The 24913-nt window shown below is 62.6% G+C and carries 32 protein-coding genes and 1 tRNA gene; 19 read left to right on the top strand and 14 right to left on the bottom strand.

The genetic code is table 11. The features are described from left to right. Positions 1-23: 23 nt before the first annotated feature. From V7S54_RS24240 to V7S54_RS24225, 4 genes are all read left to right on the top strand, one after another. The gene (locus V7S54_RS24240; RefSeq protein ID WP_065372055.1) at positions 24-473 is read left to right on the top strand and encodes an HIT family protein; all 450 of its coding nucleotides are present in this window, start codon (positions 24-26) and stop codon (positions 471-473) included. 2 nt (positions 474-475) lie between these two features. Then, a complete protein-coding gene (nudC, locus tag V7S54_RS24235) occupies positions 476-1456 on the top strand; it encodes an NAD(+) diphosphatase (RefSeq protein ID WP_065372054.1) in 981 nt (326 codons plus the stop codon). Positions 1457-1485: 29 nt separating this feature from the next. Next, positions 1486-2193 (top strand): helix-turn-helix transcriptional regulator, encoded by a 708-nt coding sequence (locus V7S54_RS24230; protein ID WP_065372053.1) that lies wholly within the window; start codon positions 1486-1488, stop codon positions 2191-2193. A 74-nt stretch (positions 2194-2267) separates the two neighbouring features. Further along, entirely contained in the window at positions 2268-2636 is a 369-nt protein-coding gene (locus tag V7S54_RS24225; protein WP_065372052.1) for a VOC family protein, read from the top strand. Between the two features lie 68 nt (positions 2637-2704). Here V7S54_RS24225 and V7S54_RS24220 read toward each other — a convergent pair whose 3' ends face one another. Continuing rightward, the gene (locus V7S54_RS24220; RefSeq protein WP_064817013.1) at positions 2705-2842 is read right to left on the bottom strand and encodes a DUF1127 domain-containing protein; all 138 of its coding nucleotides are present in this window, start codon (positions 2840-2842) and stop codon (positions 2705-2707) included. A gap of 172 nt (positions 2843-3014) precedes the next feature. Between V7S54_RS24220 and V7S54_RS24215 the strand changes: the two genes are divergently transcribed. Next, a complete protein-coding gene (locus tag V7S54_RS24215) occupies positions 3015-3317 on the top strand; it encodes a hypothetical protein (RefSeq protein ID WP_065372051.1) in 303 nt (100 codons plus the stop codon). 8 nt (positions 3318-3325) lie between these two features. Here the strand turns inward: V7S54_RS24215 and V7S54_RS24210 are convergent, their stop codons facing one another. Together V7S54_RS24210 and V7S54_RS24205 are read right to left on the bottom strand one after the other, a co-directional pair. Further along, complete coding sequence (locus V7S54_RS24210) at positions 3326-4180, bottom strand: prephenate dehydratase (protein ID WP_065372050.1); 855 nt, start codon at positions 4178-4180, stop codon at positions 3326-3328. Between the two features lie 19 nt (positions 4181-4199). Continuing rightward, on the bottom strand, positions 4200-4958 hold the full coding sequence (locus V7S54_RS24205; RefSeq protein ID WP_065372049.1) for a 3-deoxy-manno-octulosonate cytidylyltransferase: 759 nt from the start codon (positions 4956-4958) through the stop codon (positions 4200-4202). Positions 4959-5114: 156 nt separating this feature from the next. Here V7S54_RS24205 and V7S54_RS24200 point away from each other — a divergent pair, with 156 nt between their 5' ends. Beyond that, complete coding sequence (locus V7S54_RS24200; RefSeq protein WP_065372048.1) at positions 5115-5813, top strand: c-type cytochrome; 699 nt, start codon at positions 5115-5117, stop codon at positions 5811-5813. A gap of 145 nt (positions 5814-5958) precedes the next feature. On the opposite strand, the gene V7S54_RS24195 is transcribed toward V7S54_RS24200, so the two are convergent. After that, positions 5959-6903, bottom strand: coding sequence for an AEC family transporter (locus tag V7S54_RS24195; protein ID WP_065372047.1), 945 nt, complete (start codon positions 6901-6903; stop codon positions 5959-5961). Positions 6904-7026: 123 nt separating this feature from the next. Here V7S54_RS24195 and V7S54_RS24190 point away from each other — a divergent pair, with 123 nt between their 5' ends. The 5 genes from V7S54_RS24190 to V7S54_RS24170 all read left to right on the top strand — a co-directional run bounded on the left by V7S54_RS24190 (position 7027) and on the right by V7S54_RS24170 (position 11670). Then, positions 7027-7299, top strand: coding sequence for a BON domain-containing protein (locus V7S54_RS24190; protein WP_065372046.1), 273 nt, complete (start codon positions 7027-7029; stop codon positions 7297-7299). Between the two features lie 163 nt (positions 7300-7462). Continuing rightward, entirely contained in the window at positions 7463-8254 is a 792-nt protein-coding gene (locus V7S54_RS24185) for a nucleotidyltransferase domain-containing protein (protein WP_234792837.1), read from the top strand. A 251-nt stretch (positions 8255-8505) separates the two neighbouring features. Continuing rightward, positions 8506-9702 carry a CmlA/FloR family chloramphenicol efflux MFS transporter gene (cml, locus tag V7S54_RS24180; protein ID WP_065372045.1) on the top strand — a complete coding sequence of 399 codons (1197 nt, stop codon included), beginning with the start codon at positions 8506-8508 and terminating at the stop codon, positions 9700-9702. 126 nt (positions 9703-9828) lie between these two features. Beyond that, a complete protein-coding gene (locus V7S54_RS24175; RefSeq protein WP_065372044.1) occupies positions 9829-10635 on the top strand; it encodes a MerR family transcriptional regulator in 807 nt (268 codons plus the stop codon). 105 nt (positions 10636-10740) lie between these two features. Continuing rightward, complete coding sequence (locus tag V7S54_RS24170; RefSeq protein WP_065372043.1) at positions 10741-11670, top strand: hypothetical protein; 930 nt, start codon at positions 10741-10743, stop codon at positions 11668-11670. A gap of 115 nt (positions 11671-11785) precedes the next feature. Here V7S54_RS24170 and V7S54_RS24165 read toward each other — a convergent pair whose 3' ends face one another. Genes V7S54_RS24165 through V7S54_RS24155 form a run of 3 tightly spaced genes read right to left on the bottom strand, consistent with a single transcriptional unit; the run spans position 11786 to position 13231 of the window. Next, positions 11786-12409 carry a dihydrofolate reductase family protein gene (locus V7S54_RS24165; RefSeq protein ID WP_065372042.1) on the bottom strand — a complete coding sequence of 208 codons (624 nt, stop codon included), beginning with the start codon at positions 12407-12409 and terminating at the stop codon, positions 11786-11788. 11 nt (positions 12410-12420) lie between these two features. Then, positions 12421-12897, bottom strand: a complete 477-nt coding sequence (locus V7S54_RS24160; protein WP_065372041.1) for an SRPBCC family protein — start codon at positions 12895-12897, stop codon at positions 12421-12423. A 1-nt stretch (position 12898) separates the two neighbouring features. Continuing rightward, positions 12899-13231, bottom strand: coding sequence for an ArsR/SmtB family transcription factor (locus V7S54_RS24155; protein WP_065372040.1), 333 nt, complete (start codon positions 13229-13231; stop codon positions 12899-12901). A 199-nt stretch (positions 13232-13430) separates the two neighbouring features. On the opposite strand from V7S54_RS24155, the gene V7S54_RS24150 reads away from it, so the two are divergent. Next, positions 13431-13853, top strand: coding sequence for a DUF6636 domain-containing protein (locus tag V7S54_RS24150; protein ID WP_141679250.1), 423 nt, complete (start codon positions 13431-13433; stop codon positions 13851-13853). A gap of 151 nt (positions 13854-14004) precedes the next feature. On the opposite strand, the gene V7S54_RS24145 is transcribed toward V7S54_RS24150, so the two are convergent. Then, the gene (locus V7S54_RS24145; protein WP_336408976.1) at positions 14005-14358 is read right to left on the bottom strand and encodes a MerR family transcriptional regulator; all 354 of its coding nucleotides are present in this window, start codon (positions 14356-14358) and stop codon (positions 14005-14007) included. Between the two features lie 92 nt (positions 14359-14450). Here V7S54_RS24145 and V7S54_RS24140 point away from each other — a divergent pair, with 92 nt between their 5' ends. Continuing rightward, on the top strand, positions 14451-15266 hold the full coding sequence (locus tag V7S54_RS24140) for an aminotransferase class IV family protein (RefSeq protein ID WP_065372039.1): 816 nt from the start codon (positions 14451-14453) through the stop codon (positions 15264-15266). A 50-nt stretch (positions 15267-15316) separates the two neighbouring features. On the opposite strand, the gene V7S54_RS24135 is transcribed toward V7S54_RS24140, so the two are convergent. From V7S54_RS24135 to V7S54_RS24120, 4 genes are all read right to left on the bottom strand, one after another. Then, positions 15317-15955 carry a class I SAM-dependent methyltransferase gene (locus V7S54_RS24135; protein ID WP_065372038.1) on the bottom strand — a complete coding sequence of 213 codons (639 nt, stop codon included), beginning with the start codon at positions 15953-15955 and terminating at the stop codon, positions 15317-15319. A gap of 140 nt (positions 15956-16095) precedes the next feature. Further along, positions 16096-16953 carry a sigma-70 family RNA polymerase sigma factor gene (locus tag V7S54_RS24130; protein WP_336408977.1) on the bottom strand — a complete coding sequence of 286 codons (858 nt, stop codon included), beginning with the start codon at positions 16951-16953 and terminating at the stop codon, positions 16096-16098. 127 nt (positions 16954-17080) lie between these two features. Further along, positions 17081-17386 (bottom strand): antibiotic biosynthesis monooxygenase family protein, encoded by a 306-nt coding sequence (locus V7S54_RS24125; protein WP_065372036.1) that lies wholly within the window; start codon positions 17384-17386, stop codon positions 17081-17083. A gap of 139 nt (positions 17387-17525) precedes the next feature. After that, a tRNA-Ser gene (locus tag V7S54_RS24120) sits at positions 17526-17615 on the bottom strand. A gap of 382 nt (positions 17616-17997) precedes the next feature. Between V7S54_RS24120 and V7S54_RS24115 the strand changes: the two genes are divergently transcribed. The 3 genes from V7S54_RS24115 (at position 17998) to V7S54_RS24105 (ending at position 20524) form a co-directional block, all read left to right on the top strand. Beyond that, the gene (locus V7S54_RS24115; protein ID WP_065372035.1) at positions 17998-18315 is read left to right on the top strand and encodes a hypothetical protein; all 318 of its coding nucleotides are present in this window, start codon (positions 17998-18000) and stop codon (positions 18313-18315) included. 42 nt (positions 18316-18357) lie between these two features. Then, positions 18358-19011, top strand: coding sequence for a peptide-methionine (S)-S-oxide reductase MsrA (msrA, locus tag V7S54_RS24110; RefSeq protein ID WP_065372424.1), 654 nt, complete (start codon positions 18358-18360; stop codon positions 19009-19011). A 520-nt stretch (positions 19012-19531) separates the two neighbouring features. Then, positions 19532-20524, top strand: coding sequence for a BMP family lipoprotein (locus V7S54_RS24105; protein WP_065372034.1), 993 nt, complete (start codon positions 19532-19534; stop codon positions 20522-20524). 79 nt (positions 20525-20603) lie between these two features. Here V7S54_RS24105 and V7S54_RS24100 read toward each other — a convergent pair whose 3' ends face one another. Further along, complete coding sequence (locus V7S54_RS24100) at positions 20604-20813, bottom strand: SlyX family protein (RefSeq protein ID WP_057248228.1); 210 nt, start codon at positions 20811-20813, stop codon at positions 20604-20606. A 102-nt stretch (positions 20814-20915) separates the two neighbouring features. Continuing rightward, complete coding sequence (locus tag V7S54_RS24095) at positions 20916-21653, bottom strand: sulfate transporter family protein (RefSeq protein ID WP_065372423.1); 738 nt, start codon at positions 21651-21653, stop codon at positions 20916-20918. A gap of 203 nt (positions 21654-21856) precedes the next feature. On the opposite strand from V7S54_RS24095, the gene V7S54_RS24090 reads away from it, so the two are divergent. The 3 genes from V7S54_RS24090 to V7S54_RS24080 are packed head-to-tail and all read left to right on the top strand — an operon-like array spanning position 21857 to position 24848. After that, entirely contained in the window at positions 21857-23218 is a 1362-nt protein-coding gene (locus V7S54_RS24090; protein ID WP_065372033.1) for an amidase, read from the top strand. Next, positions 23215-24126 (top strand): ROK family protein, encoded by a 912-nt coding sequence (locus V7S54_RS24085; RefSeq protein ID WP_065372032.1) that lies wholly within the window; start codon positions 23215-23217, stop codon positions 24124-24126. Before V7S54_RS24090 ends, V7S54_RS24085 begins: the two co-directional genes overlap by 4 nt. Further along, positions 24123-24848, top strand: coding sequence for a copper homeostasis protein CutC (locus V7S54_RS24080; RefSeq protein ID WP_065372031.1), 726 nt, complete (start codon positions 24123-24125; stop codon positions 24846-24848). The genes V7S54_RS24085 and V7S54_RS24080 overlap by 4 nt, the downstream gene beginning before the upstream one ends. Positions 24849-24913 lie beyond the last annotated feature (65 nt).

The following is a 24913-nucleotide window of genomic DNA, read 5'->3' as shown; positions in this document are numbered from 1 at the left end:
GCCATCAAAAAACTGATATCGATATGCAAAACAAGGCGAATCCGTTGTCTTTGCCTGAGGAGAATGACTTGGCGACCTTTACTCTCGACGAGCGACTCGAGCGCGACGGCATTCCGATCGCCTCGATCGGCCTGTGTCAGATGCGGCTGATGAACGACCGCCGCTGGCCCTGGCTCGTGCTCATTCCGCAGCGTGAAGGCATTTCGGAAATCTTCGACCTGACCCCGCTCGACCAGACGATGCTGACCTTCGAGACGACCATGGCGGCAACGGCCCTGAAGAAGGTCACCGGCGCTCAAAAGATCAATGTCGGCGCATTGGGCAATATCGTTCGGCAGCTACATGTGCATATCATCGCCCGCAACGACGGCGACCCGAACTGGCCGGGGCCGGTCTGGGGCTTCGGCAAGCCGGAGCCGTGGGACGAGAAAGAACATCGGGACTTCGCAGCGCGCATTCTGGAAAACCTCTGAACATGACGAAATCGATCTTTGACCTTCGTAGCCCGCATCCGGAGCCAAGCACTCTCGTCGCCTTTTCCGAAAACCATCTGGACCGCCAGTCGGAGCACCGCAGCGACGATTGCGTCGAGCTGGCGCTCAAGCACCCGGGGGCCCATTTCCTGGCCTTCTCGGGACCGAAGCTGATCGTCAAGCACGACGAGAAGATCATCGACCCGCTGTTTGCCCCCTACGAACTCGAAGGGCTCGAACCGGTGCTCGACGAGACCATCCTGCTCGGCTACCTGCCGAACGGCGAGCCACGGCTTGCCGTACCGACGGGCTTGACCGAAGAGACGATCACTGAGCCCTTCAAGATCGCCGATGGCCGCACGCTCTACCGGCAACAGATGCTACCGGAGGAACTGCTCGGCCAGTTCGCGCAGGCGTCGAGCCTCATTACCTGGAACGCCAACAACCGCTTCTGCGGCCGCTGCGCCGGGCCGATGGAAGGCACGGCCGGCGGCTATCGCCGGGTCTGCACCGCCTGCGGCCACATGGTCTTTCCGCGAACAGATCCGGTCGTCATCATGATGACGATCGACCTTGAGCGCGACCTCTGCCTGCTTGGCCGCAGCCCGCATTTCGCGCCGGGCATGTATTCCTGCCTTGCCGGTTTCGTCGAGCCGGGCGAGACGATCGAAAATGCCGTGCGCCGCGAAACGCACGAGGAGTCCGGCATCCACATCGGCCGGGTGCGCTACCATGCCTCGCAGCCCTGGCCGATGCCGCACACGCTGATGATCGGCTGCTATGCCGAGGCGAAGTCGACCGTCATCAAGCGCGACGAGCAGGAGCTGGAGGACGTGCGATGGTTCACGCGCGAGGAAACGATCGCGATGCTCGAACGCTCGACCGGCGTTGCCGATACCGGCGACGAGCATATTCCGCCGCCGAAGGGCGCGATCGCACATCAGCTCATGCGTGACTGGCTCGCCTGGGGCGAGCGGGCATAAGGCCCAGCCTTCGACAAGGAGGATCGGATTTGTCTCGCTCCGAACGGTTGCTCGATCTTCTGCAGGTGCTTCGGCGCTACCGCCAGCCGGTGAGCGGCCAGCGGCTGGCGGAAGAGACCGGCGTCAGCCTCCGAACGCTCTATCGCGATATCGCCAGCCTGCAGGCCCAGGGCGCCCATATCGAGGGCGAGCCGGGGCTCGGTTATGTGCTGAAACCCGGCTTCATGCTGCCGCCGATGATGTTTTCCGCGGAGGAAATCGAGGCACTGGTGCTCGGATCGCGCTGGGTTTCCAAGCGCACCGACGACGATCTCGCAGGCGCTGCAGCGAACGCCCTTGCCAAGATCGCCGCGGTGCTTCCGGCAGAGCTTCGCGAGGAGCTGGACAGCTCGACCCTGCTTGTCGGACCGAGCCCGCCGGCCACCAACGGCATCGACATCGCCGCACTCAGGCGGGCGATCCGCAACGAGCGCAAGGTGGAACTCGACTACGTAGACAATGATGGCAGTGCAACGCAGCGCACCATCTGGCCCTTTGCGCTCGGCTTTTTCGAGAACGTCCGCATGGTCATGGCCTGGTGTGAACTGCGACTGGACTTCCGGCACTTCCGCGCCGACCGCATGCGCCGGATGACGGTGACCGAAGTGCGTTATCCGCGTCGCCGCCAGGTGCTGATGAAGGACTGGCGCGCCAGCCAGGACATGACAGCGTCCAAGCGCCAGACGGTCGGCTCCTGACAACTCTCGATGCTGACAGAAGTTGGCAGCCACCACGCCTAGCCTGCAATTCCCCGCAACAAGGAGGAAACAGCATGGCCAAGGCAAATCTCATAGTCCTTTATGTCAAGGACCCGCTGGCGAGCGTCGGGTTCTACCGCAATGTGCTCGAACAGGAACCAAGCGTCACCTACCAAACCTTCTCGTCCTTCGAGCTGCCCGGCGGCTTCACCCTCGGGCTTTGGGCCGAACACACGGTCGCGCCGGAGCCGACGGCATCAGGCCATCGGTCGGAACTGGCATTCATGGTGGAAGACGAGAGCGCAGTGCGCGCACATTACGAGAAATGGAAAGCGGAAGGGCTGCAGATTGCGCAGGAATTGACCGAGATGGATTTCGGTCCGACCTTCGTCGCGCTCGATCCGGATGGTCACCGGCTGCGCGTCTGCCTCTTCGATTCGTGATCGAGAGGACAGCGGCGCGTATCCCGCCAGCTTAAAGCATGAAGCGGCGGGATGCGCGAATGGTGCGATTAGCGGCCGTAAACGGCTGCCTGGATCTGCGAGCGGGACAGACCGATGTCGCTCAGTGCATGATCGTCGAGAGCGTTCAGCTCGCGGATTGCACGGCGGGTCTTCGCATATTCCATGATCTTCTGACGGATCTTCATCTTTAAACTCCTTACTTGAACGGGCGTTAAGTAGGCATTTGCCTAAAATTTGTGTACCGCCGCGATTGCAAACTAGGCATGCGCCAGACGCGTAGCCGGTTAACGAATTTTCGCCACTTTCTTACGCCGCGACACGATCGTTAAACTGGTGATCCGCCTAGAGAATCCAGGCATGGGCGCATCCAGTGAGAGCGCCCATGCCATAATCAAAGATATTAGCCAGATGCGAGAAACAAGGATGACGCGGAGCGACTGGGAGACAAATGCCGGATTTCAGTTGCCATCGGAATTCGCACGCTTCGAACGCTGGATTGCAGATCAAGGCAAAGCGGGAATCGCCATCGAGATCCCGGCGAGCGCGTCTCACCAGGGGAGTTTACCGGACGAAAAGTGGTACCGACACCTCGCCTCCGGTGAGGTGTGGCGGCTCGCCTCGCCCGACTTTCCCTTTCGAGGAACTTTCGAGCAGGTCTGAGCCAAGCGTCAGAGCACGCCGCGCATCGGGTGCGCCTTGTAGGTGCCGAGGATGCGGACCTTCTCGGAGAAGAAACGCAGCTCGTCCATGGCGTGGCGCACACCGATATCGTCGGGATGGCCTTCGATATCGGCGTAGAACTGCGTCGCCACGAACTTGCCGCCGAGCTGATAGCTCTCGAGCTTGGTCATGTTGATGCCGTTGGTCGCGAAACCGCCCATCGCCTTGTAGAGGGCGGCGGGAATGTTGCGGACATTGAAGACGAAGGTGGTGATGATCAACTCGTCGTCCGCGGCACGCCCTATGCGCTGTTCTTCACGGGACAGCACGACGAAGCGGGTGACGTTGCTTTCGGTGTCCTCGACGTTTTCGGCGACGATCTCGAGGCCGTAGAGATCGGCGGCAAGGCGCGGTGCAAGCGCTGCCATCGAGCGGTCGCCCTTTTCGGAGACGAGCTTTGCCGCGCCGGCCGTGTCGCCGGCGACGACCGGCTTCCAGCCATTGGAACGCACGATCTTGCGGCACTGGCCGAGCGCATGGATGTGGCTGTGAACAGTGCGGATTTCGTCCCGCGTGACGCCGGGCAGCACCATCAGTTGGAAGCGGATCGGCATGAAGTATTCGCCGACGATGTGCAGCCGCGATTCCGGCAGGAGGTGATGGATATCGGCGACGCGGCCGGCGATCGTGTTCTCGATCGGGATCATCGCGAGATCGGCGTCACCGTTCTCGACGGCGACGAAGGCATCCTCGAAGGTCTGGCAGGGCAGCGGCTCCATTGACGGAAACATATCGCGGCAGGCCATGTCGGAATTGGCGCCGTAGTCGCCCTGGAAGGAAATCCTGTTGGTCTTGACGGTCACGGTAGCTTCCTTCTCAGGCTTATTCGGGATGGCGGGCGGAAAGGATACGGCGGGCTTTTTCCAGCTCCACCGGCGTATCGACGCCGAGCGGAACCGAATCGACGATCTCGACATCGATGCGCATGCCGGCTTCGAGCGCGCGCAGTTGCTCGAGCGATTCGCGACGCTCGAGCACGGAGGGCTTTAGCGATACGAAGCGCTCCAGCGCCTGGCGACGATAGGCATAGAGGCCGATGTGATGATAGAGCGGGCCCTGGCCGTAGGGCGCGGTCGCGCGGGTAAAGTAAAGTGCGCGCAGCCGCGTGTCGCTCAGCGGCGAGCCGACGACCTTGACGATGTTCGGGTTGCTCTTTTCGCTCTCTTCGGTGATCGCCACCGTCAGCGTCGCGATATCGGTTCCAGCGTTTTCAAGCGGGTTCAGCGCCGCGCGGATCGATGCCGGCTCAACCGTCGGCAGATCGCCCTGGACGTTGATGACGATCTCCGCTTCGCCATTCGGGTCGGCTTTCCGCAGCGCTTCATAGATCCGATCAGAACCGGACTGGTGATCGACGCGGGTCATGATCGCTTCGAATCCCGCGTCGCTGACCACGTCGAAGACCTGCTGGTCGTCGACGGCGACGATGACGCGGCCGACATCCGCTTCGCGGCCGCGGGTGGCGACCTGGACGATCATCGGCAGGCCGCAAATGTCGGCGAGTGGCTTTCCGGGCAGGCGTGTCGAGGCCATGCGCGCCGGAATGAGCACGATGGCTTTACCTGAATTTTCGCGATTCATGATCTGGCCTTCAAAAACCCCGCTGAAAGTGTCAATAAGTCTCAGTTAGGGGCCGATAATCACTGTTGCAACGCAGAGCCAAAAGACATAGGTTCCGCGCGATTTCAAGATAGGCCGGGTATTTGTTTGCGCCGGTGGCAAAGGGAGCGTTTGCAGATGAATTCATATGTGAACATGGGCGTGGGTGCCTTTCTGGGGACGGTCTTCGTTCTGATGTCCGTGTCCATTGCATCGGAAGGTATTTTCCACTCCGAGGCTCCCGAGAAGGAAGGCTTCGCGATCGTTGCCGAAGAGGGCACGTCTGAAGCCGGCGCCGGCGGCGCCGCAGAAGTCGAAGTCGATATCAAGCCGCTGCTGCTCAAGGCCGATGCTTCTGCCGGTGAAGCCGTGTTCAAGAAGTGCGCAAGCTGTCACACCGCCGACAAGGGCGGCGCAAACAAAGTTGGTCCGAACCTCTGGGGCCTCGTCAACCGTCCGATCGCCTCGCATGAAGGCTTCAGCTATTCGGCCGGCATGAAAACCTTCTCCGAAGGCGGCAAGGTCGTCTGGGATTACGACCATCTGAGCTTCTTCATCGAAGCGCCGAAGAAGCACGTTCCGGGCACAGCCATGGGCTTTGCCGGCGTCAAGAAGCCGGACGAGCGCGCCAACCTGATCGCCTGGCTGCGCGAGCAGGCCGATTCGCCCGCAGCGCTTCCGGATGCCGCTGCGGCCGCTGAAGCGGCACCGGCTGCTGGCGCCGAAGGCGCAAAGCCGGCCGAGGCTCCGGCAACCGAAACCAAGCCGGCTGAAGGCCAGGCCGCTCCGGCGACGGAATCCAAGCCTGTCGAAGGCCAGCCGGCACCGGCGCAATAAGCTTAGCGGTTGGAAACAATCCAAAAAGGCCCGGCTCGCGCCGGGCCTTTTGCATTTGCGGGGCACGGTAACGCGACACGCCACACGAATCGATAGACGGGATTTCGCTCCTCCCGAGGAAACACTTCCCGAAATTCCGAAGCAGTCACACCAGCAGATAGGCCCAGACCGAAACGCTGATGACACCGAGCGCAGTCGTCAACGTGATGGTCGAGGAGGCGAGTGCGTGGCCGACGTTGAAATGGTTGGCGATCAGCCAGGCGTTGACGCCGGTTGGGACCGCCGATGTCAGCACCAGCGCCGTCGTCCAGTTGTCGTTGAGGCCAAGCAGGTGGCAGCTGGTGAACACGACCCCTGGCATGACGAGGAGCTTCAGCACACTCGTAAAGGAGGCAAGACCGAGATTGCCGGCAAGGCCGTATTTGTCGAGCGCCATGCCAATCGAGATCAGCGCTGCCGGCGCCGCCATCGAGGCAAGCTGATCGACGACAGTCTTCACAGGTCCGCCAAGCGGCTGGCCGATGAGATGAAACGCTGCGCCGCAAGCAAGCCCGATGACCAGCGGATTGCGCAGCAGGTTGCGGCCGACGCCGGCGAGAAGCTGCAACGGGCTTTGCCCTGGCTTGCCGCTTGCACGGCGCTCGGCACGCTCCATCAGCAGCGTGCCGGCGATCATCATGACCGGAAGATGCACGGACAGCAAGATGGAGATCGCCACGATTCCCTCCTCGCCGACGATGCGTGAGACCAGCGGCAGACCGATGAACACGGTGTTGGCGAAGGCCGAGGAGACGCCGGCGAGAACGCCCATGCGTGCGTCACGCCGGAAGATGAGCGTTGCAGCCAGATGCCCGACCGTCCAGGTGACGGCAACGCCGGAGAAGTAGGCGACCCAGAGCGGCCAGGGCGAACCGTCCTTGAAATCCGCTTCCGCAATCGTGCGAAACAAGAGAACGGGAACGGCAACGCGAAAGACGAAGTCCCCGAGCGCTTCGCCGACAGCCGGTTTCAGATAGCCTGACCGAACCAACAGCCAGCCGGCAAGGATCAGGATGAAGATGGGCAGAACGTTCTGGAAGATATCGGACATGCGCGGGCCTTGGGATGGGACTGCCAGCAATAACCGCGTTCACGCCAGGATCGCAAGCGCGGCGCACTTTCAAGGGAACCTTCGCAGACCGCAGGCGTTCGGAAAGAGCATGAGGAACATGCCATGCCGCCAGATAAGTCCATTTATGCCCATAGAGACGACGATCCGCATCTGACGGATGACGCGCTCGCCGAAAAGGTGCTGCGCTTCATCCAATATGCCGCCCTGGTCGATACGAGCCGGATTTCGGTGATGGCGCTTGGCGGGCTCGTCGTTCTTTCCGGTGAGGTCGCGAGCGAAGCGGACGTCGGCTGCGCCGGGGATGCGGCGGCATCGGTGATCGGTGTTGCCAGCGTCGAGAACCGGCTGACCGCGAAGCCGGGCGCGACAGGCTAAGTCGAAAGCCAACTCTCTTTCCATATTCCCCAGGCCATAATTCCCCAGGACAACTCCCGGACGAAACGCTATCGATCCATGCGCAGACGCATATTTCGATCGATTCGAACGGAAGTTGAAAATGGGACTGAGGGCTATCGCGCCGAACATGGCGCCGGACGTCGTGACGAACATCGATCGGAGGCTTGAAGCGATCCGTGGGCAGAACAATGTCGCAATCCCGATCGCGATCGAAAGCGGCAGCCGAGCATGGGGCTTTCCCTCCCCGGACAGCGACTATGACTGCCGCTTCCTCTTCGTTCGCCGGCTGGAAGACTACCTGTCTCCCTGGGTCAAGCGAGACGTTATCGAAACGCCGCTCGAGGGCGTCTTCGACGTCAACGGATGGGACCTGGGCAAGGCGCTGAAGCTGATGCTCAAGGGCAATGCCGTGATCCTCGAATGGCTGACATCCCCGATCGTCTATTGCGGCTCCGCATCGTTTCGCACCCACTTTCTGGACTTGGCACATCGGTATGCGAGCCGAGACCTGATCGGCCGCCACTACCTTCATCTGGGTGAACGCCAGCGCAAAACCTATTTTGGCGACACTCAAAACGTTGCCCAGAAGAAGGTTTTCTATGCGCTCCGGCCTGCGGCTGCGCTGAGGTGGTTACGTGGCCGTCCCGATCTGGCCGTGCCTCCCATGCATTTCCCGACTCTCATAGCCGAAATCGACCTCCCGTCCGGGGTCCGGGAGATCGTGGATGATCTCCTGTTGCGCAAAGCTTCCAGTCGAGAATTGGGCTTTGCCGCCGTTCCACGCCCTATTCTCGACTTCATCGACAACGAATTCCTGCTGGCGCAGAGCGCGTTTGGCGGTGGCCGCATACATGCCCCGACGGAAGCCCATGCGGGTGCGGAAGCATTCTTTCGGGAGACGGTGCTTCGGTTCGCAGAAGGTGCTCAGGCCTGATGAAAGACGGCCAGGGTTTTCGCGATGATACGCGGCCGGGTTGTTGAAACCTGGCCCCGATGTTAAGCACGTCGACGTTTGATCGATGAACAATACTTCGGATGACCGCATGAGGACCGACGAGTCAGCAACCAGGTAAGCCGCAACAACGGTTTGAAAAGTTGTTGCGGCGTCTGTCGGCTCACACTCCCAAGATTTGATGAAGTGGCAGATCGCGGCCGAATGTTACCCATTTGCGCGGATGTTTTATCATGCCCGATCATAACTCACCCACCTGGCCCTATACGCTGCCGGCGGCTCTGCTGCTGATGGCGCCCTTCGATATCCTGGCGTCGCTCGCCATGGACATCTATCTGCCTGTCGTGCCGGAAATGCCCGGCATCCTCGGCACGTCGCCGGCAATCGTCCAGCTGACGCTGAGCCTCTACATGCTCATGCTGGGCCTGGGACAGGTGCTCTTCGGCCCGCTCTCCGATCGCTTCGGCCGCCGTCCGGTGCTTCTCGGAGGCGCGACTTTGTTTGCTCTGACGTCATTGCTGCTGGCGGCCACCACCTCAGCGCCGGTCTTCCTGGCACTCAGGCTTGCGCAGGCGGCGGGTGCCTCGGCGGCGCTGGTCGCGACCTTCGCGACGGTGCGAGACGTCTATGGCGCACGTCCGGAAGGCGTCACCATCTACGGCCTCTTCAGCGCCATGCTGTCCTTCGTTCCGGCACTGGGACCGATCGCCGGCGCGCTGATATCAGGCGCTCTCGGTTGGCAGGCGATCTTCCTGACACTCGGCGTGCTCGGTCTTGCCGCGCTCGGCCAGGCGCTGCTGCGCTGGTCGGAAACCCGGCCAATCCCTTCCGGTAACGGGAAGCCCAGCTTCGCGCCCATTCTCAGGAGCGGCGCGTTCTGGACCTATACGCTCGGCTTCAGCACGGCGATGGGCGCGTTCTTCGTGTTCTTCTCGACCGCGCCGCGCCTGCTCATCGATCGCGCGGGCTATTCGCAGTTCGGCTTCAGCCTCGCCTTCGCGACGGCGGCAGTGGTGATGATCCTGACCACGCGCTTCGCCAAGGGTTTCGTCGGCCGCTACGGGATTTCCGGCTGCCTCACGCGCGGCATGGCAGCGTTGATCCTTGGCGGGCTGCTGCTTGCCACCGGCGAAGTCTTCACGACACCCTCCTTCGCAAGCTTCGTGCTGCCGATGTGGGTGGTCGCCGTCGGCATCGTCATGGGCGCCTCGGTGACCGCGAACGGTGCGCTGAAGGCCTTCGACCCGATCGCCGGAACGGCGGTGGCGCTCTACTTCTGCATCCAGAGCCTGATCGTCGCCGTCGTCGGCACCGGTGCCGTGCTGTTTCTGAAGGGCGATACGGCCTGGCCGCTCGTCGGCTACTGCCTGGTGATGGCGACGATCACGCTCCTGGCACTGACGCTCCTGAACCGACGTGGAAGGCAATAGCTGCCATGTACCTCCCGGAGCGGTTGCCTGCTTCGGGGGGTATTCAGCCGAACGATCCGGCAGCTGCCCAAAAGACGACAAGATGCCTCTTGACCTCGCCCCTGGGGCAGGCCCCAGACTTGTCCCATGACCGATTCTTTCTTCCTCGCCGGCCGCTTCGGCGCCGCCACAAGACTGTCGCCGAAGGCGCTCCGGCTCTATGCCGAGCAGGGCCTGCTCGTGCCCGCCCATGTCGATCCGGTGACCGGCTACCGCTACTACGCCGCCGAGCAGGCGGGCCGCGCCCGGCTGATCGCGCGGCTGCGGCAACTGGGCCTGCCGATCGCCCGGGTCGCGCGCCTGATCGAGCTTCAGCCCGAAGTGCGTCTCACCGAACTTCGGGCCTGGCTGGAGGTGCAAACCAAACGGCTCGAGGAGCAGAGCGAACTGGTAGAGGCGATCATCAGGCAATCAGCCGGCGGCGATGATCCACTGATCAAAGCTGTCCGCGTCCGCGACACCGCCCCTTCGAAGATCGTCTATCGGCAGGGTCATGTGACGGTCGATGCGCTCGACGCTTTCACGGAAAGCGCCGAAGCGGAGATCCGGAGCCACCTTGCGCAATGCGGCAAGGAAGTCGACGGACCGATGACGCTGCATTTCCACGAGCCCGTGAACCATGACGGCAAGGGCCTCGTCGAGGTCGCGATCGGCTATACCGGCAGCCTCGAACCGTCAGGTGATCTGCGCATACGCCTTCAGCCGGCTGGGCGCGAAGCATTCCTGCCGGTGCCCAAGACGTTCGAGACCTTTCCGGCCGTGCTTCGTATATATGACGCGATCGAGGCCTGGTTCGAGCACAGCAACGATCTCAACTGCTTCGGCAGTCCCTATGAAATCTACCCCGGCAGCGGCAGCACCCGTTTCGACGTGGCCTATCCGATCGTGCCTTAGAATACCGCAGCTCCGGACGGAAAACCGCTTCACACTTTTCCTGGAGCTGCTTTGAAAAGAGCAAACCTCTTCACATCTCTCCTCGATCACCCAAGGTTTCAACCCATGCAGCACGTTCCCTATGTGGGCTCCGGCCCCTATTGCTATGCCAACTCCTTCGCCATGATGTTCGGCGAACAGACCCCTTCGACTGCCGTCATCGAGTTTGCCACAAGCAGCCCGTTCGGCATGCAGCTCATCGGCGGCTCGCTGCCGTTCTTCGACCCCTATGGCTGGGACCCGGACGCCGGGTTCGACGGCGCGCTTGCCGCGCTCGGCTGGACCTCGGAAGTCAGCAAAGGTGACGATGCCGAGGACGCGCTTTCTCGCCTCCGGTCGGCGCTGAAGGATGGCCCGGTCTGGGTCGGGCCGGTGGAAATGGGACAACTCCGCCATCAACCCGGCATGACCGGGCCGATCGAGGCCGACCATTATGTCGTGGTCCTCGCGCTCGACGAGGAGCGGGTGCTGATGCACGACCCGCAGGGCTACCCCTACGCCTCGCTGCCGATCAGTGATTTCATGGCCGCCTGGAGTGCGAAGACGCTCACCTACGGTGATTCCTTCACGATGCGGTCAGGCTTTTCGCGGGTGGCGGAGGTCTCGGAGGTGGACGCAATCCGGGCCTCGATTCCGGCTGCGATCCACTGGCTGTCGATGGTTACGGATCGACCGATGCCGCCTAAGAGCCTCGGCAATGCCGGGGCCGCCGAAGCGCTGGCGGCGCGCATCGAGGATGGCTGCGACAAGGGCTTGCGGGCGCACCTGATCCATTTCGCCGTTCGCGTCGGCGCCCGCCGTGCGGCTGACGCCGCAACCTGCCTCAAGCGCGCCGGCTTTGCCAAGTCCGCCGCCATTGCCGGCGAACAGGCGCAACTCATCGGCGCGCTGCAATATCCGCTTGTCCTGCGCAGGGATGCGGAAGCCGCGGAAGCCCTGCGGCGGCTGGCTCCGACCTACGATCGGCTGCTCTCCGCCCTGCGAGGCGGAGACTGATTCCAGCAACACGCAACTCCGGACGGAAAACCGCTTCACACTTTTCCTGGAATTGCTGCATTTGGCAGACGCAATTCCGGACGGAAAACCGCTTCGCACTTTTCCTGGAATTGCTTTAGGCAATGAGCTCGGAGAAGCTCTTCGGCCGCTCCGACCTGGGGTCGGGCACGGTTGCGTAGTGAAGTCCGACGACACCGTTGTCGTAGTGTTCGCTGCCGATCAGCTGCAGTTCGTTCTTATCCCTCAGCCGGGAGAACCACGGTTCACCCGGCGAGATGACGGGATAGACGAAGAAGTGGTAGCGATCGACCAGCCCGAGGCCGATCACCGTCTGCGCCAGGCTGGCGCCGCCCGAGAGATGGATATCGCCGCCGGGCTCAGCCTTCAGGTCCATCAGGTAGCGCGAAAGTGCGGCGTCGTCGGCAGCCACGACCTGTTCGGCATTGTGCCAGGGGCTGATTGCCTGCTCACCGGTGCGGGAGAACACAATCTTGCGGGAGTCGTGCATGCGTTTGGCCATGACGCGATTGGTCTCGCCGTTGACCGCATCGTTCAGCGCGCCGGGCCAGTATCCGACCATTTCCTCATAGGTGGTGCGGCCGACGAGAACCGTGTCGTAGCCGGCATAGAGCCGGTCGATCGCCCGGTACTGCTCGTTGACCACCGTGCCCATCCAGGCAAGCGGATCGTCCAGGCGGCCATCGAGCGTCGTCATCATCTGCAGGACGATGTTGCGCATGTCGCGTCTCCTCAGTGGGCCTGCTCGACGAGGCGGGCCAGCTGCTCGGCAACCGTTCCCCAGCCGTCGTGGAAACCCATCTGCTCGTGCATCTTCCGGTCCGCGCCGTTGCGGTGCATCACATGAGCGGCGTACTCAGTGCCGGCCGGATGATCGCTGAGCGTGATGATTGCCGTCATGAAGGCGGTCTCGGCTGGCCGCCAGCCGGCAACGAGCGTGTCGGTGAAGACGATACGCGAGAGTTCTTCGACCGCGAGGAAACAGGCATTGATATGCGGCACGAACTCGCCGCCGCCTTCGCTGATCCGGGTTACGAAGCTGCCGCCCGGTTTCAGGTCCATATCGATCACCTTGCATATTGCCGGTGCCGGAACCCACCATTGCTCAAGCCGGGCCCGATCGGTCCAGGCGCGCCAGACGGTGGAGCGCGGCGCCTTGATGATGCGTGCCATCGTCAGGTCGAGTTCGGGATCTGGAGAGCGGATCATGTCATTCCTCCTCGTGTTCAGTGACGAATTTTTCCAGCCGGTCGGCACGGCCTTCCCAGAGCGCGCGCTGCGCCGAAAGCCAGGTCTCGACCACGGCGAATTGCGCTTTCTCGATGGCGCAGGTTCGCACCCGGCCCTGCTTGTGGGTGCGGATCAGACCACTACCTTCCAGGAAGTGGATGTGCTTCATGAAGGACGGCAGGGCCATATCGAAGGGTCTGGCGAGATCGCTGATGCTTGCAGGGCCACCGCCAAGCCGCGAAAGCACGGCGCGCCTGGTGGGATCGGCGAGCGCCTGAAAGATCACGTCCAATCGGTCAGAATACTGTTCCATAAGGCTAAGTATCACAGCCAAACACTTAGCGCAACAGCTAACTATTGAAGTCCTCCCCGACAGGCTCAGAGCCAATTTGTCCCACGGCGCCGTGCCGTCGACCGCAGGTCGTGAGCCGAGACCATTTCCCCATTTCCCGCTGATATGTTTTACTTGCTGCACTTTGCGGGATCGACAAAGGTCAGGGGCCAAAGCTCGAATGATGCGCTTTTTTGTGTTCGCGGTCGCCGCGCTCATCGCATTCGACGGGAATGCAGCAGAGCAGAACTTCCCCGCCGATGGCGGTCTGATTTACTTCAACATGCCGACCGGCAACATCGGTTGCCAATACACGCCAGCCGGTGGCTCCGATGTTTATGTCCCGGAGGACGGCGGCCCGGAACTTGGCTGTGACCGCATCGAACCGACCTATCAGAGGTTCATTCTGGGAAACGCGGGCAAGGCCCGACGATTGCAGAACGCCGGCGATACAGCATGCTGCGACGGCTCACATATCCTGAGCTACGGCAACAGCTGGAAGAAGGGGCCGTTTAGCTGTCGGTCCAGCAAAACCGGGCTCAGTTGCGAGCGCGGTGACGGCCACGGTTTTTACATCAGTCGATCGAAGACCGACGTCTATTAAGGCGGCAGCAGGAAAGGTGCATACGGTTTGCCGCGCGCCCTGACTTCTGGTTGACCGCCAGAGCGGGTTTGGTCGCAATCCTGTCGCGCAAGCGCTGACGAGGTCAGCAACGGGCGGCCGCAGCACGCCGTGGCTCGATTCCGGCAAAAGATCAGCGCTCGCCTATCTCCTGCAGAAAAGTCTCCAGGACGCTGCGGCTCTGCGCCAGCTTTTCCGTCTTCTCTTCGACAAGCCGGATCTGGTGGCGCAGGGTGACGCGCAGTTCGTCGCAGGGCTCAAAGATCGGACCCTCGCCACGCACGCATGGCAGGAACTGCAGGATCGTCGGAAGGGTCATGCCGCCGGCGCCCAGGAGCTTGATGCGCTCGACCGTTCGCACCTCCGCCAGATCATAGTCGCGGTAGCCGCTTTCGGTGCGTTCAGGCTTCAACAGCCCTTCGGCCTCGTAGTAACGCAGCATCCGAATGCTGACGCCGGTACGTTTCGACAACTCGCCTATTCTCATTCCGGTCCCTTCGTCGCGCCCTTGACTCTGACAGCGCTGTCAGACCTTAGACCTATTGGCTCCTTCATGTGAACACACCTGGGAGCAAGACCATGCCGAACGAAACAAGCCTCTATCCCGCAGCACTCAACGGCCGCGCCGCCAGCGCTGCCGACCTGATCCCCTTGGCTTTTGCCGGTTTCGCCCACTTCACCGCAATTCAGGTCAGAAACCGTAAGATCAAAGGTCTGGACCTGCATCTGAAGCGCCTCCGCAACGCCTCTCTCGCCTTCTTCGGCCGCGCGCTGCCCGACGAAGAATTGCGCGCCCACATCAGACAGGCAATCGAAGCCGGTCCGGCGGACCAGTCTCTGACAGTCACCGTCTTTTCACCGGACGGCGAGTTTACCGCCGAAAGCATGCAGGGGGACCTGGCCGTTCTCGTGCGCATCGGCCCACCCTCCAATGGCCCGAAGGGTCCGCTGCGGCTTGCCGTCATCGAGCACGAGCGACCACACCCTACGATCAAGCACGTCGGCGAATCCGGCAAGACCTATTACCTGCATCAGGCGATCAGGGCGGGTTTCGACGACGCCGCCTTCATCGACCGGCAGGGGCACCTCAGCGAAGCCAGCATCTGGAATCTGGTCTTCTGGGACGGTGAAGTCGTCATCTGGCCGAGGGCCGAGATGCTGACCGGCACGATGATGGGCACGGTCCAGCGACAACTCGAACGCCTGGGCGTGGTGCAGCGCCGGGAGGAAATCACCCTTAGCCGGCTCAAGGAGCTCTCCGGTGCGGCCGTCATGAATTCATGGACGCCGGGCATTGCCGTCAGTGCCATCGGTTCGACGGCAATTCCGGAAGCAAAGGCGTTTTTGGACCTGCTGCATCGCGCGCATGCGGCAGAGACGGCCGAGTCAGTTTAGAGCAGTTGAGTTTGGCCGAGGCGGACAAACCGTACCGCCGCGGCCGCGCCTCACCGCTTGCGGGCGACGATATAGGGACGGTTGTCGTTGCCTTTGGTCGCGTGGTTTTCTATGTCCAGGATCTCGAAGCCGGCAGCCGTTATCTCCTGGCTCAGCTCGATCAACCCGAAGGTTCCTGCATAGGGCGCTTTTCCGAACGCGCGCATCGCCGGCAACAGCCCAAAACGGATCAGCGGGCTCATCTCCCCGACGCAGGGCGTCTTGGAGATGAACAGCCCGCTCGATGCGAGCAGGGCACGGATGCTGCCGAGCGTGCCCGAAAGATCGCGCACCAAATGCAGATAGTTGAAGGCCAGGACCGCATTGTATTGTGCACGCTCGCCGGCAAGGGCTTCGGCCGTCGCGGTGCGGTAGACGAGATTCGGCACAAAGTCGCCGCCATACCTCTTCCTGGCAATCGCGATCATCTCGCTGGAAAAATCGGTCGCAAGATAGTCCCGGACATCGCCTGCGAGCCGAAACGCCGTTGTCCCCGTGCCGCAACCGAGCTCCAGCACGCCGTCATCGGGCAGAAGCAGAGAGCGGGTACGGTCGAGCGTGCGCTCATATCCGGCCGGGTCCGCGATCGCCCCCTTGGCGTATCGCCGCGACGTCCGGTCCCAGAAACGCGCGTCACTCGCCGTGCTCATGCTGCCTGCTCCCCAGATAGCAGCCAGGTCTCCTCGGCATGGTCGAGGCCGGGGCCATGCCGGTCAAGGGATTCCGGCTACCGCGCAATCGTCAACAAATGGCGGAGATCGGACGGTCAATCAGCGAAGGCCCCTTCGCGTTAGGCCAGACGAACCCAATCGACGGTTTCAAGCGCATAGGGCGCGAAGAGAAAGTCTCGGATCGCAGTGATCTCGTCCTTGCGCCAGTCGAGAAGAACGAAATGCTCCGGCCTCTCCATGGCACCGGTGCTGTCGAAAACCAGCATGACCGGACGCCCCTCGATCGCACCGAGCGCGAACCGCCACCTCGTCTCCTCGGCATAGCGGGTGAAGTAGCGGCCAATGCTCTCACGGCCCTCCAGCCTCAGCCTGTTGACCAGCTCAAGCTTGACGTCGTCGGCGAGCATGGCCCGGATCGCATCGAAATCGCCGCCCTGGAACAGGCGCACATAGGTCGCCATCTTCTGCCGGTTGGCATCGGACATCAGCGGCAGCCGCATATCGTCCGGGCGGTCCGCCAATTGCCGGAGCGCGGCGCGTCCGCGCTGGAGCGCGGACTTGGCGAGCGCCGGCGTGCAGTCGGCAATATCCGCGATTTCTTCGACCGAATGTCCGAGCACATCCTTGAGAATCACGGCGCAGCGCTGAAGTTCAGGCAGCTGCAGAAAGGTGTGGAAGCCGACCGCAACGATGTCCGCTTCAGGCAGCGGTGCGTCCTCCAGATCATCGCGCAGCGGAACGACCTTGTGCCTGGACCGACGGCGCAGGAAATCGAGGCTGGTATTGTGGGCGGTGCGAAGCAACCAGCCCTCGAGATTGTCCACGACCGCACCGTCCGCCCGCGCCTGCAGGGCCTTGATCAAGGTATCCTGCAGCACGTCCTCGCCGTCCACGGCCGAGCCGATCATGCGCGCGCAATAACGATGCAGCCGCGGCCTGAACTCGCGCAGGCGATCCTCGAAATCTTCCACGTTCATGTATCGAGCTCCATGGGCGCATCTCCAGACGTCGGCCCATCGGCGACGACGGCACGATAACGCCGGTCCAAGAAAATGTCCGCCGCCTTCCGGCCACTCTTCGGCGGGCGTCGGCGGCGGATCGACATCACCTGTAATCGCTGAACACGGCCTCGCCCAGGATCGACTCAAGGCTTGCCAGTTCCAGGATCTGCGGAAAGTAAGCCTTCATGCGAGGGTCGGCCCGCATCGCCTCAATGGCCGCCGGCGTCTCCCATTCCGAATAGATGATGACGCTGGCGCCGTCCTTGGCGGCGATCAACCGACTTGTGCGCCAACCGCCGAGCGTGCTGATCACGGTTTCGATGTTACGCTTCAGGAGCGCGATCAATTGCGCCTGTTTGCCGGGTTCGACCTTCAACAGATTGACGAGTGTGACAGGTTCCGTGGTCATCAGCGTGTCTCCTTTGCTACGGACACAGCGAAGACGAAACGGAGAGGCGAAACGGATCGCGCCCAAGAAGAATTTTTGCGTGATGGCGCCAAGCGGGTTGGCAACGTCTGATATGGATCGCTATGGCAAGGGAGGAAAATGGCGGACAGAGAGGGATTCGAACCCTCGATACGCTTTCACGTATACACGCGTTCCAGGCGTGCGCCTTCAACCACTCGGCCACCTGTCCATCCGTCAGCAGCCGATGGTCAATCCGGCTGGATGGGAAGGGCGGGGCCCTTCGGTGTCGACCGGTGTGAACCGGCGGACGCGCGTCTATATACCGATGATTTGCTTGGGATCAACTGCTTTCTGACAGATTGTTGACATCTTGTGAAACGAGTGGCCCGTCGTCCCCATTGTGCGTACCAGGCGGCACGCTTATCTCTTGCGTCGAGACGAGCGTCACGCTCCCGGCAGGGTCCAGATGCCGGCTCGGCTCTACTGCGATCACCGCATAATTTCGCCACTGGGCCTTGTCCGAGACCCCTGCGATCGAAGAAGATGCCGCCGGGGCGTTGCGCTTGACCATGACATGACGCGACCAGTGACATGAAGGGAAAGTTGGACCGATGCGGTTTCTGTTGAGGCTGGCGAGCGCCGTCGTGTTGTTTGCCGCCGTACTTGCCGGTGCCGTCGACGCGATCCAGTCGGTCGCCGCATCGGAACTGGTGATGACCTCGCTTGGCGACGACCTGGAGGCGCTGGGCGCCGACACGGCAAGCTGGATCCAGTTTGTACAGCGTTCCGATACGGCGCAGACGATCTGGCATGCGGTCCTGCATTGGCTGCTGATGCAGCCGGCCTTCGCCGTGCTGGCGCTGCTCTCGCTCATTCTGTGGATGGTCGGTTACAAGAAGCGGCCGGCGGCGGGCCGCTTCGCCGCCTGATTTTTAGCGGAGCCCGTCTCCGTACCGACGAGGAGTATGCTGATGTTCCTGATCGACATGTTCAACAAGAAGACGATCATGCCCGACGCGCAGACAGCGCTGCCGGGTCGCGACGAGGCGATCCCGACGGCCGAGACGCATTTCGTCTCCGGGCGGCCGCTGAAAGGCCCCTACCCCGACGGCACGAAGCAGATCCTGCTTGGCATGGGCTGCTTCTGGGGCGCCGAACGGCTGCTCTGGAAGATCCCCGGTGTCTACGTGACGGCAGTCGGTTACGCTGGCGGGCTGACACGGAACCCGACCTATCAGGAGACGACCACCGGGCTCACAGGCCATGCCGAGGTGGTGCTGGTCGTCTATGATCCCGAGAAGGTTCCGCTCGCGACCCTGCTCAAGACTTTCTTCGAGGAGCACGACCCGACCCAGGGCATGCGCCAGGGCAACGATATCGGCACCACCTACCGCTCGGCAATCTACACCTATGACGACGAGCAGCTGGTGGAGGCCAAGGCCGCGCGCACCACGTTCCAGGCGGCGCTGAAGCATTCCAACCATGGCGGCACGATCACCACCGAGATCGCCAAGGCCGGCCCATTCTACTTCGCCGAGGACTATCACCAGCAATATCTGGCGAAGAACCCGAACGGCTATTGCGGCCTGCGCGGCACCGGGGTGAGTTGCCCGATCGGATACTAGAGCGCCGTGCGTTCGACTGAACGCACAAAGGACGCTCTAGCACTTTGATTCGAGAGCATCTTTCCGCCTCCAGTGGTTCCACTCGAGAGCGGGATGCTCTAGACAGGACGATGTGTTTGGGCTGAAACGACCCAAACCATCAGCGTGAGCGTTTCGTGTAAGCAGGCGCGGGATGCGGGCGGTGAGACGCACACACTTTTGCTCATCCCGCTCTGACACTGGGGCGCCGCTTTGGGCCTGTCGAAAGCAAGAGCGACAGCCACAACCCAGAGGCCGCGCCGGATGGGCACACACACTTGCCGGCGATCTCAAAAGCGCAACAGAACCGGTGCCTTACGGGTACCGGCTTCTGTGGCTTCAATTTTTACCATCTGAAAAATTTTGAGTGTTTTTTTGCCGTGACCGTGCAAGGATGCGCCACCCTAGCCCCAAGGAGAAGGGGGTGGGTTCCGCAGACAGGTTCCGTCAGGGAGCCGGCGGGAGGACCCAATAAGATCAATAGCGACAACAGGGCTGCACGATGAAAAAAACCATTCTCGGTCTCTTTGCCTTTTCGATGATGTCCGCGACGGCACTGGCCGCCGACATCAAGCCAGCGATCATCTACGATCTCGGCGGCAAGTTCGACAAATCCTTCAACGAGGCTGCCTTTAACGGCGCCGAAAAGTTCAAGACGGAATCGGGCGTCGAATACCGCGAGTTCGAAATCGCCAACGATGCCCAGCGCGAACAGGCGCTGCGCCGCTTTGCGAGCGACGGCAACAGCCCGATCGTCATGGCCGGCTTCAACTGGGCGGCTTCGCTCGAGAAGATCGCGCCGGAATATCCTGATATCAAGTTCGCGATCATCGACATGGTCGTCGAGAAGCCGAACGTCAAGTCGGTCGTCTTCAAGGAACAGGAAGGCTCCTACCTCGTCGGCGTTCTCGCCGGCCTCGCTTCGAAGTCGAAGACCGTCAGCTTCATCGGCGGCATGGACGTTCCGCTGATCCACAAGTTCGCCTGTGGCTATGTTGGCGGCGCCAAGTCGACCGGCGCTGACGTCAAGGTTCTGGAAGCCTACACCGGCACGACGCCGGACGCCTGGAACGACCCGGTCAAGGGCGGCGAAATCGCCAAGTCGCAGATCGACCAGGGCTCGGACGTCGTCTACCACGCAGCCGGCGGCACCGGCGTCGGCGTCCTGCAGGCGGCGGCAGATGCCGGCAAGCTCGGCATCGGCGTCGACTCCAACCAGAACGGCCTGCAGCCGGGCAAGGTTCTGACCTCGATGCTGAAGCGCGTCGACGTCGCCGTCTACGAAGCCTTCACGGCGGCCAAGAACGACAAGTTCGAGTTCGGCATTTCCAACCTCGGCCTCAAGGAAGATGGCGTCGGCTACGCGCTCGACGACAACAACAAGGCGCTGATCACGCCTGAAATGCTCGATGCCGTGGAAAAAGTGAAAGCCGAAATCATTGCCGGCAAGGTCCAGGTTCACGACTACATGAGCGACGAAGCCTGCCCCTACTAAGGCTCGCCATCAGATAACAGAAGGGCCGCCGGTTCGTTGGACCGGCGGCCTTTTCTTTGGATACGTGCCGCTCAGGCAATCAGTAGTGCGGCGGCCGGGTGATCGCCGGCGCATCGAGCGATTGCTCCTCGAGCGACAGGAAACGCTCGGTCAGCCGGTCGAGCTTGGCGCGGGTCTGCTCCACCACCTTCCATTGCTCGGCGAGCTGATCGGAAAGTTCCTCGATGGTCTTGGCCTGATGGGCCACAGTTTCCTCGAGGTGGGTGATCCGTTCGTCCGTCTTGTTCATGTCCGCCAACTCCGTCCAGCCACGCGCCGGCGCGCCCGCGCAGCACAATGGGATTTTGCCGGCAGATTGGCCATAGCCGGCATCATGTCAAGCAAGAGCCTCTCAGGCCTTCGCCGCAGCACCGCCCGACAGCGAAAATCCGGGATCCTTTGCCGAAAGCCGCTTGTGCAGATGCACCATCAGACCGGCGGCGAAAAGCGGCGTCAAAAGATTGACGAAGGGCACCGACAGAAAGGCAGCGAGCAGAAGGCCGGCGAGAAACACGGTGGAGCGGTGCTTCTCACGGAAGAGCCGTGCCTCCGCCGGCGCACGATAGCGCATCGCCGCGAACTCGAAGAACTCCCGTCCAAGCAGGTAGCCGTTGACGAGAAAGAAGGCGATGAGATTGACGCCGGGAACGAACAGCAGGAAGAGTGCCACCAGGTTGCCGAGGATGACGACGCCGAGAAACTTCAGTGAGCCGGCGATCGCCTCGCCGAGCGGCAGCGGCCGGCCCTGCGGCTCGTTCGGATAATCCCGCTTCTCGATCACCTCCGCGACATCATCGAGGAAGAAACCGGCGATCAGAGCGGTGACGGGAGCGAGGAGCAAAGCCAATGCGAGCGCCAGTCCGAGGCTCGCGAAGATGCCGACGACGAAGGTCAGCCAACCGGCCCAGATCGGCGTGCCCGGCATCAGCGTATCGATCCACGGCAGCGCCAGCCAGACAAACACTTCGCGCACGGCAAACCAGAGCGCCACAAGCGCCAGGATCGTCAGTCCCAGGACTTTCCAGAAAACCGATCGGGTATCGGGCGCAAGGAGGTTGGCAAGCGAAAGTCGCGCCGCGTCCAAGATCATCATTGCTCTCCAGTATGGCCCAAGGTTCGATGATGCATGTAGGCAGGGGCACGACCGGCGACAAGATACGCGCGGCGGAAGCCAGTCTTTATGCAAGATTCACGCGCCTCGGCTAAGGGAGGCATGGAAAACGCCAAGGGCGGCGATATTGTAGACGTAGCGGACAGCAGCAGCCGGCAAGAACAGCATTCGCGGAGGATGACATGACAGAACAAAAGACACTCGCCAGCCTTTCCGTGCTGGTGCAGAGCGGTAAGCTGGACCCCGTGGACCTCGCCAAGCAAACCTATGCGGCGATCGACGCACACGGCGACTATGCCATCTTCGTCGAACTGACGCCTGAGCGCGCGACGCGGGATGCCGAGGCCGCCTCGAAACGCCTCAGGGCGGGACGCTCGCTCGGCATGCTCGACGGCCTGCCGGTCGCCTGGAAGGACCTGTTCGATGTGGCCGGCAGCGTCACGACCGCCGGCTCGAAGGTGCTGCAGACAAACGCCCCGGCAAGGAGCGACGCTCCGGTCGTTGCCGCCGTTGCCGCAGCCGGCATGGTCAGCGTCGGCCGCACCAATATGAGCGAGTTCGCCTTTTCGGGCCTTGGCATCAACCCGCATCACGGCACGCCGAGGAACCCCACGGCCTCCGACGTCGAACGCATTCCCGGCGGCTCGTCGTCGGGCTCGGCGGTCGCAGTTGCAGCCGGGCTGGTGCCGGCAGCCATCGGCACCGATACAGGCGGGTCCGTGCGCATTCCCGCGGCGATGACCGGTATCGTCGGCTACAAGGCAACACGCGGCCGCTACGTGATGAAGGGCGTCTATCCGCTGGCAGAAAGCCTGGATTCGCTTGGGCCCCTCTGCCACACGGTGCAGGACGCCGTCTGGGTGGATGCCGCCATGCACGGGCTGACGGCTCCGACCGTGCGCCGCGCCGACCTCTCGGGCGTCGCGCTGGTGATCCCGGAAACGGTGGTCTTCGACGATGCGGAGACGGAAGTCGTCGAGGCATTCGAGGATGCCATCAGGCGGCTCGAAAAAGCCGGCGTTGCTATCAGTCGCCGCGCCTTCCCGGCCTTTTCTGCGGTTTTCGGGCTGATGGCCCGCCATGGCGCCCTGGTGACGGCGGAAGCCTATGCGCTTCACCGCGAACGGCTGGCCGGGCACGAGGCCAATGAGATGGATCCCCGCGTCGTCGCCCGCACCCGGCTCGGCGAGAAGATCACCATGCCCGACTACATTGCCCTGCTCGACGCGCGCGACCAGCTGATCCATGAGACGGTCGACAGCCTGAAGCCGAACGAGCTCATCGCCCACCCGACCCTGCCGCATGTGGCGCCGCCGATCGCGCCGCTGATCGAGGACGACGAGCTGTTCTTCAAGACCAACGCCAAAACGCTGCGCAACACGTCGATCGGCAACTTCCTGGATTTCTGCGGCATCTCCATTCCCTGCGGGCTGGGGGCTGCGCAAATGCCCGTTGGTTTCCAGCTTGCCGCGCCGCATCACCAGGACGACAGGCTGCTTTCGGTCGCGCTCTCGGCCGAAGCAATTATTCGGGGCGAAGCATGATCGTCTGCTTCGACATCGGCGGCTCGGCGATCAAAGGCGCCATCGTGCATTCGCGCGACCGGATCTTTCCGCTGCCGCGACGGACGACCCCGCTCAACAACTTCCGCCAGTTCGTTGAAGTGCTCGAATCGGTCCTGGACGAAGCCGGCGGACACCCGGATTGCGTGGCGATCTCGATCACCGGCGTCATCGATCCCGAGACGCGGCGGATCAAATGCGCCAACATCCCCTGTATCGACGGACGTGAACTGGTCGCCGAACTCGAGGCCGCACTGCACCTGCCGGTGAAGATCGCCAATGACGCCGACTGTTTTGCGCTGGCCGAAGCAGGTGCCGGCGCCGGGCGCGGCCACCGTATCGTCTTCGGCGCCATTCTCGGGACCGGGGTCGGCGGCGGCCTGGTGATCGACGGCCGGCTGATCAATGCCGATGGCGGCTTTGCCGGCGAATGGGGACACGGCCCGGCGATCGCGGCGGAGGCCGGTAACCCGCCGATCGCCATCCCTGCCTATGACTGCGGCTGCGGCCAGAAGCGCTGCGTCGATACCGTTGGCGGCGCGCGCGGGTTGGAGCGGCTGCACCAGACCGCCCATGGCAAGACGCTTTCAAGCCATGAGATCATCGAGGCCTGGAAAGCTGGGGATGCGGAGGCAAAGCGCACGGTCGATCTGCTCGTTGATCTCGTGAGCTCGCCTTTGGCACTCGTCATCAACATCACCGGCGCGACGATCATGCCTGTCGGCGGCGGACTCTCCAACTCCGAGGAGTTGCTCGCCGAGATCGACGGAGCGGTCCGTAGCCGGATTCTCCGGCAGTTCGACCGGCCGCTGGTGGTGCGTGGTGAATGCCGGGTCGAGCCCGGATTGATCGGCGCGGCGCTGCTTGGCCTCGGGGAGGAGAAGGTATGAGCGACATCAAACTCGAAGTCTGCGTCGACGATGCTGACGGGCTTTACGCGGCGATCGAAGGCGGCGCCGACCGGATCGAGCTCTGCGCAGCCCTGTCCGTCGGCGGCCTGACCCCCAACCCCGGACTGATGGCGCTTGCCGGCCCTCCACCGGTGCCCGTTTACGCGATGATCCGGCCGCGCCCGGGAGATTTCGTCTTTTCCGCCGCGGACCTCGATGTCATGCGCCGGGATATCGATGCGGCGCGTGCCGTCGGTCTTGCGGGCGTCGTGCTCGGCGCCTCGCTTGCCGACGGTCGCCTCGATACGGCGATGCTCACCAAGCTCACGGGCCATGCGGCTGGCCTGGGCATGACGCTGCACCGCGCCTTCGATCTGGTTCCAGATTTCGCCGAGGCGATGGAGGTGGCAGTCGAGCTCGGCTTCGAGCGCATCCTGACCTCGGGCGGTGCCAGGAGCGCACCGCAGGCGATCGATCGCTTGGCCGAAATTGTCGAGCTCGCCAAGGGCAGGCTGTCGATCATGCCGGGGTCCGGCGTCACCCTCGATACGGTCGATGCCCTTCTCGACCGGGTGACCGTCAGCGAAGTGCATTCCTCCTGCTCCGTTCGTGAGCCGGCTCAGGATCCGCGACTGGTGGAGATGGGCTTCGTTTCGGCCGACCGGCGCCGCACCGATGCGGAGACGGTCCGGGCGATGAAGGCGAGACTTTCAGCGCGCTGAGACAAGGTTGCACGAAATGAAAAGCCCCGGACAACGTTTGCGCTGTCCGGGGCTTTTGCTTGATG

The sequence above is a fragment of the Ensifer sp. CCNWLY38 genome (assembly GCF_037120565.1).
Lineage (GTDB): Bacteria > Pseudomonadota > Alphaproteobacteria > Rhizobiales > Rhizobiaceae > Ensifer > Ensifer adhaerens_H.
Note: the sequence above shows the minus strand (reverse complement) of the source record. Positions and strands in the feature narration are given on the sequence as shown.

Coding starts and splice junctions, on each gene's coding strand:
- V7S54_RS24240 (WP_065372055.1), top strand. CDS start 24: ATGCAAAACAAGGCGAATCCGTTGTCTTTGCCTGAGGAGAATGACTTG.
- nudC (WP_065372054.1), top strand. CDS start 476: ATGACGAAATCGATCTTTGACCTTCGTAGCCCGCATCCGGAGCCAAGC.
- V7S54_RS24225 (WP_065372052.1), top strand. CDS start 2,268: ATGGCCAAGGCAAATCTCATAGTCCTTTATGTCAAGGACCCGCTGGCG.
- V7S54_RS24220 (WP_064817013.1), bottom strand. CDS start 2,842: ATGAAGATCCGTCAGAAGATCATGGAATATGCGAAGACCCGCCGTGCA.
- V7S54_RS24215 (WP_065372051.1), top strand. CDS start 3,015: ATGGGCGCATCCAGTGAGAGCGCCCATGCCATAATCAAAGATATTAGC.
- V7S54_RS24205 (WP_065372049.1), bottom strand. CDS start 4,958: ATGAATCGCGAAAATTCAGGTAAAGCCATCGTGCTCATTCCGGCGCGC.
- V7S54_RS24200 (WP_065372048.1), top strand. CDS start 5,115: ATGAATTCATATGTGAACATGGGCGTGGGTGCCTTTCTGGGGACGGTC.
- V7S54_RS24195 (WP_065372047.1), bottom strand. CDS start 6,903: ATGTCCGATATCTTCCAGAACGTTCTGCCCATCTTCATCCTGATCCTT.
- V7S54_RS24190 (WP_065372046.1), top strand. CDS start 7,027: ATGCCGCCAGATAAGTCCATTTATGCCCATAGAGACGACGATCCGCAT.
- cml (WP_065372045.1), top strand. CDS start 8,506: ATGCCCGATCATAACTCACCCACCTGGCCCTATACGCTGCCGGCGGCT.
- V7S54_RS24175 (WP_065372044.1), top strand. CDS start 9,829: ATGACCGATTCTTTCTTCCTCGCCGGCCGCTTCGGCGCCGCCACAAGA.
- V7S54_RS24170 (WP_065372043.1), top strand. CDS start 10,741: ATGCAGCACGTTCCCTATGTGGGCTCCGGCCCCTATTGCTATGCCAAC.
- V7S54_RS24165 (WP_065372042.1), bottom strand. CDS start 12,409: ATGCGCAACATCGTCCTGCAGATGATGACGACGCTCGATGGCCGCCTG.
- V7S54_RS24160 (WP_065372041.1), bottom strand. CDS start 12,897: ATGATCCGCTCTCCAGATCCCGAACTCGACCTGACGATGGCACGCATC.
- V7S54_RS24155 (WP_065372040.1), bottom strand. CDS start 13,231: ATGGAACAGTATTCTGACCGATTGGACGTGATCTTTCAGGCGCTCGCC.
- V7S54_RS24150 (WP_141679250.1), top strand. CDS start 13,431: ATGATGCGCTTTTTTGTGTTCGCGGTCGCCGCGCTCATCGCATTCGAC.
- V7S54_RS24145 (WP_336408976.1), bottom strand. CDS start 14,358: ATGAGAATAGGCGAGTTGTCGAAACGTACCGGCGTCAGCATTCGGATG.
- V7S54_RS24140 (WP_065372039.1), top strand. CDS start 14,451: ATGCCGAACGAAACAAGCCTCTATCCCGCAGCACTCAACGGCCGCGCC.
- V7S54_RS24135 (WP_065372038.1), bottom strand. CDS start 15,955: ATGAGCACGGCGAGTGACGCGCGTTTCTGGGACCGGACGTCGCGGCGA.
- V7S54_RS24130 (WP_336408977.1), bottom strand. CDS start 16,953: ATGAACGTGGAAGATTTCGAGGATCGCCTGCGCGAGTTCAGGCCGCGG.
- V7S54_RS24125 (WP_065372036.1), bottom strand. CDS start 17,386: ATGACCACGGAACCTGTCACACTCGTCAATCTGTTGAAGGTCGAACCC.
- V7S54_RS24115 (WP_065372035.1), top strand. CDS start 17,998: ATGCGGTTTCTGTTGAGGCTGGCGAGCGCCGTCGTGTTGTTTGCCGCC.
- msrA (WP_065372424.1), top strand. CDS start 18,358: ATGTTCCTGATCGACATGTTCAACAAGAAGACGATCATGCCCGACGCG.
- V7S54_RS24105 (WP_065372034.1), top strand. CDS start 19,532: ATGAAAAAAACCATTCTCGGTCTCTTTGCCTTTTCGATGATGTCCGCG.
- V7S54_RS24100 (WP_057248228.1), bottom strand. CDS start 20,813: ATGAACAAGACGGACGAACGGATCACCCACCTCGAGGAAACTGTGGCC.
- V7S54_RS24095 (WP_065372423.1), bottom strand. CDS start 21,653: ATGATCTTGGACGCGGCGCGACTTTCGCTTGCCAACCTCCTTGCGCCC.
- V7S54_RS24090 (WP_065372033.1), top strand. CDS start 21,857: ATGACAGAACAAAAGACACTCGCCAGCCTTTCCGTGCTGGTGCAGAGC.
- V7S54_RS24085 (WP_065372032.1), top strand. CDS start 23,215: ATGATCGTCTGCTTCGACATCGGCGGCTCGGCGATCAAAGGCGCCATC.
- V7S54_RS24080 (WP_065372031.1), top strand. CDS start 24,123: ATGAGCGACATCAAACTCGAAGTCTGCGTCGACGATGCTGACGGGCTT.